Here is a 6256-nt window from a genome sequence, read left to right on the forward strand (position 1 = left end):
AAAAAAAGACTTAAAAGTCTTTCTTTTAATCCACACAATGTGGGCCTTACGGCGATATCGGATAAATCCTTATTTGAACTCACCTTGTAATTTCAAAATTAGTTTATCACTTTTATTGAATTTGTCAATAATTTAGTAAAAAATTTTTTATGAATTTTTATAAAAAATAAGTGTGCACTTAGCTAACACTTATAAAATACAGGAGGTATATATGGGAAAAAATTATTATTTAGGATTGGATATGGGAACATCATCAGTAGGATGGGCAGTAACAGATGAAAAATATCGAATCCTAAGAGCAAAAGGAAAAGATTTGTGGGGAGTGCGTTTATTTAGCGAAGCTAAAACAGCTGCAGAAAGAAGAACGCATAGGACATCTAGAAGACGTTTAGATAGGGAAAAAGCAAGAATTGCATGCCTTAAGGAAATGTTTGCGGAAGAAATTAATAAAATTGATCCAGGTTTTTATCAAAGATTAAATGATAGCAAATATTTTTTGGAAGACAAAAAGGAACATCAACCGTATGCAATCTTTGCTGATACAGGATATACAGATAAAGAGTATTATGATGAGTATCCTACAATTTTTCACTTGAGAAAAGCTTTATTAAACATCGAAAATGATAAAAAGAAATATGATGTAAGACTAGTTTATCTTGCGATTCTTAATATGTTTAAACATAGAGGACATTTCTTAAATGCAAATTTGGATGATAAAAGTGGTGGTAATTTAAAAGAATATATTGAGATGCTACACCAGAGTATGGTTAATATTCTAAATATTAATTTGAAAAATGTTGAAATTGAAAAAATAGAGAAGATTTTAAAATCAACTCAATATTCTAATTCAGAGAGGTTAGAAAACTTACTAGAATTATATGAGTTATCTAAAAATAAAAATAAAATAGAGACGGAGATTTTTAAATTCATTTGTGGATTAAAGGGCACAATATCTAAAATTTATGTGGAAGACAAATTTGAAGACGAATTTGCAAAAATGACATTATCGTTTAGGGATTCTAATTTTGATGAAAAAATAATTGAAATAGAAGACAATCTCGATGATGACAAGTACGATATGTTCCTACTAATTAAACAAATACATGATTGGTCTGTGTTGGCAAATATTATGAATGGTGAAGAGTATTTGTCTGTTGCAAGAGTGAAATTGTATGATAAACATAAAAAAGATTTAGAAGTACTAAAAAAATACTATAAGCAAAATTCTATGGAAGAATATAATAAAATGTTCAGACAGATGAATGATGGGAATTATAGTGCATATGTAGGTTCAGTTATTTATAAGGACAATAGTGTTAGACGAGGATGTAAAAGTAAAAAAGAAGATTTTTACAAAAATATATTAAATACAATCAAATCTTGGGAGGATTGTGAAGCAAAGGAATATATTACAAGTGAAATTGATAAGGGTAATTTCTTACCAAAACAAATAACTGCATCAAATGGGGTTATACCAAATCAGGTTCATAAAAAAGAATTAAAAAAAATATTAAAAAATGCAAGTGAATATTTAAATTTCCTGAATGAAAAAGATGAAAGCGGATACACAATAAGTGAGAAGATTGTCAAATTATTTGAGTTCCAAATTCCATATTATGTTGGACCGATAGCTTATAATATTGGAAATGATGAGTCAAAACACAGACATAATATGTGGTCTGTACGTAAAGAAAAAGGTCCGATATATCCTTGGAATTTTGAACAGAAAATAGATATAAAAAAATCATCTGAAAAATTTATCAGAAATTTGATTAATCATTGCACATATTTGAATGATGAAGAAGTGCTCCCAAAAAACTCTTTATTATATGAAAAATTTATGGTTTTAAATGAACTTAACAAGTTAAAGATTAACGGCGAAAAAATAAGCGTAGAATTAAAACAAAATATTTTCAATGATTTGTTTAAAAAAGGTAAAAAAGTTACAAAAAAAGGTTTAATAAAATATCTGAAGGAACAAGGCGAAATCGATAATTGTGAAGAAGTAGAAATATCAGGAATTGATGGAGATTTTACTAACAAATTATCAAATTACAAAAAATTTGCTGACATATTTGGCGTTCAAAGTTTAACATATGAACAAACTGATATAGCTGAGAATATTATTAGATATTCTACAATATATGGAGATTCAAGGAAGTTTTTGGAGGAACGAATTCGAGAAGAATATAGTAATGTATTAGACGAAAAGCAAATCAAGAGAATTCTTGGAATGAAGTTTAAGGATTGGGGAAGACTTTCAAAAGAATTATTGGAGCTAAGTGGAGTAGACAAAGAAACAGGAGAAATTGCATCTGTAATTTCTAGAATGTGGAATGATAACTATAATTTAATGGAATTGATTGCTACTGAAAGATTTTCATATGCATATGAAATAGAACAGAGAAGTAAAAAACTTGAAAAAACAATTTCAACTATTGAATATGAGGATTTGGATGAACTTTACATGTCTACACCGGTTAAAAGAATGGTATGGCAGACAATTCTTGTACTTAAAGAATTGGAAGAAGTATTAGGATGCCCTCCTAAAAGAATTTTTGTTGAAATGGCTAGAGATGTGAATGCTCCAAAGGATAGAAAAGACAGTAGGAAAAAGAAATTGTTAGAATTGTATAAAAATTGCAAAAAAGAGGAAGGAGATTGGAGTAAAGAATTAAATGCCAGAGAGGAGTCTGAATTTAAAAGTAAAAAGTTGTATTTATATTATATGCAAAAGGGAAGATGCATGTATTCAGGAAAACCAATAGATCTAAAAAATTTATTAAATGATAATTTATACGATATAGATCATATTTATCCAAGACATTTTGTAAAAGATGATAGTATTGAAAATAATTTGGTATTGGTAGAAAAAAACTTTAATGCTCATAAAAGTGATAATTATCCGATAGAAAATGAAATAAGACAAAAAATGCATTCAATGTGGAAAATGCTAAGAGATGGTAATTTTATTACGGAAGAAAAATATTCGAGATTAATTAGAAAGGAAGAGTTTACAGATGATGAAAAAGCAAAATTTATTAGTAGACAGATTGTAGAAACAAGGCAAGGAACAAAAGTAATTACAGACTTATTTGAACAGACATTTCCAGAATCAGATATAGTCTATGTAAAAGCAGGTAATGTATCCGAATTCAGACATAAATTTAAACTTATAAAATGCAGAAATGTTAATGATTTTCATCACGCAAATGATGCGTATTTAAACATTGTTGTTGGAAATGTATATTATACTAAATTTACAAAAAGCGCATTAAATTTTATAAAGGATTACAAAAAAAATCCTGAAAAAAATAAATATCATATGGACCATATGTTCCAATATCCGGTATCTAGAGGTGGTGTAGATGCATGGATTACTAAAGGGGCGGAAAGTATATCTATGGTAAGAAAAATGATGGCTAAAAATACCCCTATGGTAACTAGAATGAATTATGAAAAACACTCAGGACAAAAAGGGGGAATTAGTGATCAAAATATATGTAGTGCAAAAATTGCAAAGAAAAATGTATATTTACCAATTAAAATGGGCGATGAAAAGCTAAAGAATGTAGAAAAATATGGAGGATATGGTTCTTTGACTGCAAAATATTTTTTCTTAGTAGAACATACAATAAAGAAAAAAAGAATTAGAACAATTGAGGCATATCCAATGTACTTAGATGCATTAAATAAAGAAAATAAGTTATTGAATTATTGTGTACAGGTTCTTGAATATGATGAACCCAAAATAATAATGGAAAAAATAAAAGTTAAATCATTATTTAAAATAAATGGATACTATTACTATTTGAATGCTAAAAGTGTAAATAGAATAATTTGGGGAAATGCAACACAATTGTTTCTTGAAAATGATATAAATGAATATGTTAGAAAAATATCTAAAAACATAGAGTGTATTGATATAAATAGTGAAAACAATATAAAAGTATATGATATATTTATAGAAAAATATTCAAACAAATTATTTTCAAACAGATTAGGTAATTTAAAAGAAGCAATAATACAGAATAGAAATAAATTTATTGAACTGAAAATAAATGAGCAAATCAATGTAATTCTTGAACTAGTGAGATATTCGCAAGATGGAGTGTATAGTATTAATTTATCACAGCTTGGATTAAGTAGTACATATGCAATTAATAGAACAAGTAAAGAGATTTCAAAAATGAAGGAATGCAAATTAATCAACCAATCAGTTACAGGTCTATACGAGAATGAAATTGACTTGTTGACTGTATGAGTTGGCGAACAGTCGTAATATCGAACAATGCAAAACTAGATTATCAAATTGGTTACCTTGTTGTTAGAGGTAGCGAAACTACTAAAATTCATTTGAATGAGATAGGGATGTTGATAATTGAAAGTACAGCGGTATCAATGACATCCTATCTCTTAAATGAATTAGTAAAAAATAAAATAAAGGTAGTTTTCTGTGATGAAAAAAGAAATCCTAGTTCAGAATTGGTTCCATATTATGGAAGCCATGATACTAGCGCAAAGATAAGAAAACAGATTGAATGGACTAAGGATGATAAGGCACATATTTGGACTGAAATTGTTTCTGAAAAAATAAAGCAACAGGCACTATTGTTGCAAAAATATGGGAAACAAGAAGCTAATATGCTATTTCAATATATGCATGAAGTAGAATTTGGAGATGTTACAAATAGGGAGGGACATGCTGCTAAAGTGTATTTTAATGCTTTGTTTGGTAAAAGTTTTACTAGAACAGAGGATAATCCTGTTAATGCAGCTCTAAATTATGGCTATAGTATTATTTTGTCTATATTTAATCGAGAAATAGTTTCATTGGGATATATTACGCAAATTGGATTGTTTCATGATAATATGTTTAATCAATTTAATTTGGCATCAGATTTGATGGAGCCGTTTAGACCATTAGTTGATTCACTGGTAATTGAATTGAAGCCAGATAAATTTGAAAGTGATGAAAAATACAGTATGTTAAAGATACTTAATACAGAAGTAATAGTGGCTGATAAGAAAGAGGTTTTAACTAATGCTATCAAAATTTATTGCAGAAGTGTATGCGATGCATTAAATGATAGGGATGTTTCTTTAATAAGGTTTTATTATAATGAGTTATAGATATATGAGAATTATTGTTATGTTTGATTTGCCAGTTACTACAGCAAGTGATAGAAGAGAATATACGAGATTTAGGAAATATTTAATAAAAAACGGTTTTCTTATGATGCAGGAAAGCGTTTATTGTAAGCTTGCACAAAACTCTACTGCAGCAGATTTAATTGTTCAAAATGTAAAGAAAAATAAACCAATATCAGGTCTTGTACAGACATTAAGAATAACTGAAAAACAATTTTCCAGAATGGAATATATTGTTGGAGAAAAAACAAATGAGGTTTTAGATTCAGATGAAAGGATTGTTATTTTATGAGATTAGTTAATAGTAAGTACAATTTGAAAATTGAGTTTGAAGAAAATAAAAGTACAGAGTTAGTAGTGGAAAATAAAGAATGCATGATAGATATTGTTCAAAATTTGTTATCACAAGTTGATGGAATTGAAGGAGACTTTGTTTTAGCGGCAGAAAAAGAGATGAAAATGGAAAAGGATGTATTGTTTATAATAGATCCTTTTTCCGTTGATTTTAATAATAAAAAGATTATTACTAAATTATATGAGCAATTATCTCAAATAGCGAAAGAGGAAAATGAAGGCTATGATTCAATTAATAGTGAAATTGTTTCTACATTAGAAAAAATATGTGGGTGTGTAGAATATAGCAATGTTCAATATGATTTGGAGTTTGATTGGAAGAATTTATTTAAGCTTTATAATGTTAGAATTGGAGAGGATTATAAGAATATATATGAAAAACTTGAAGAATATATAAAAATATTAGTAGATGTGTTAAAAGTTAAACTAATTATATTCTTGAATTTAATGGAATATTTGCCTTATGATAAAATTGATAATATACGACATATAGGTTTTTATAAGAAAGTTTCGATGTTATTTATTGAATCTGAGGAGAGAAAAGAATTTGGTGATAATAATATTTTTATAATAGACAAAGATAGATGTTTAATTGTAAAATAGTATTTAGAAACTACGATACAACCAAGTATATAGGTTCGGTGATGACAATTTGAGGTTTGAGAACCTTGTAGTTTCGAATAAGTGTAAAACAGAAGAACCAGAGTAACGAAGCCCAAAGCAGTTTGAGAACCTTGTAGTTTCGAATAAG

4 protein-coding genes are annotated in these 6256 nt (G+C 27.8%); all 4 read left to right on the forward strand.

Annotated features, from left to right (window positions below; translation table 11 throughout):
• The first annotated feature begins 211 nt into the window (after positions 1 to 211).
• Genes cas9 through csn2 form a run of 4 tightly spaced genes read left to right on the forward strand, consistent with a single transcriptional unit; the run spans position 212 to position 6108 of the window.
• Positions 212 to 4264, forward strand: coding sequence for a type II CRISPR RNA-guided endonuclease Cas9 (gene cas9, locus ABMA45_RS06110; RefSeq protein WP_022089002.1), 4053 nt, complete (start codon positions 212 to 214; stop codon positions 4262 to 4264).
• Positions 4261 to 5133 (forward strand): type II CRISPR-associated endonuclease Cas1, encoded by an 873-nt coding sequence (gene cas1, locus ABMA45_RS06115; protein WP_022089003.1) that lies wholly within the window; start codon positions 4261 to 4263, stop codon positions 5131 to 5133. The genes cas9 and cas1 overlap by 4 nt, the downstream gene beginning before the upstream one ends.
• 4 nt (positions 5134 to 5137) lie before the next feature.
• Positions 5138 to 5443, forward strand: a complete 306-nt coding sequence (cas2, locus tag ABMA45_RS06120; RefSeq protein ID WP_297134086.1) for a CRISPR-associated endonuclease Cas2 — start codon at positions 5138 to 5140, stop codon at positions 5441 to 5443.
• Entirely contained in the window at positions 5440 to 6108 is a 669-nt protein-coding gene (gene csn2 / locus ABMA45_RS06125; RefSeq protein WP_022089005.1) for a type II-A CRISPR-associated protein Csn2, read from the forward strand. Before cas2 ends, csn2 begins: the two co-directional genes overlap by 4 nt.
• The last annotated feature ends 148 nt before the right edge of the window (positions 6109 to 6256 follow it).

Origin of the sequence: Eubacterium sp. CAG:156 (genome assembly GCF_000434315.1) — a bacterium.
In the GTDB taxonomy this organism is placed as follows: Bacteria; Bacillota; Clostridia; order Lachnospirales; family Lachnospiraceae; genus Eubacterium_U; species Eubacterium_U album.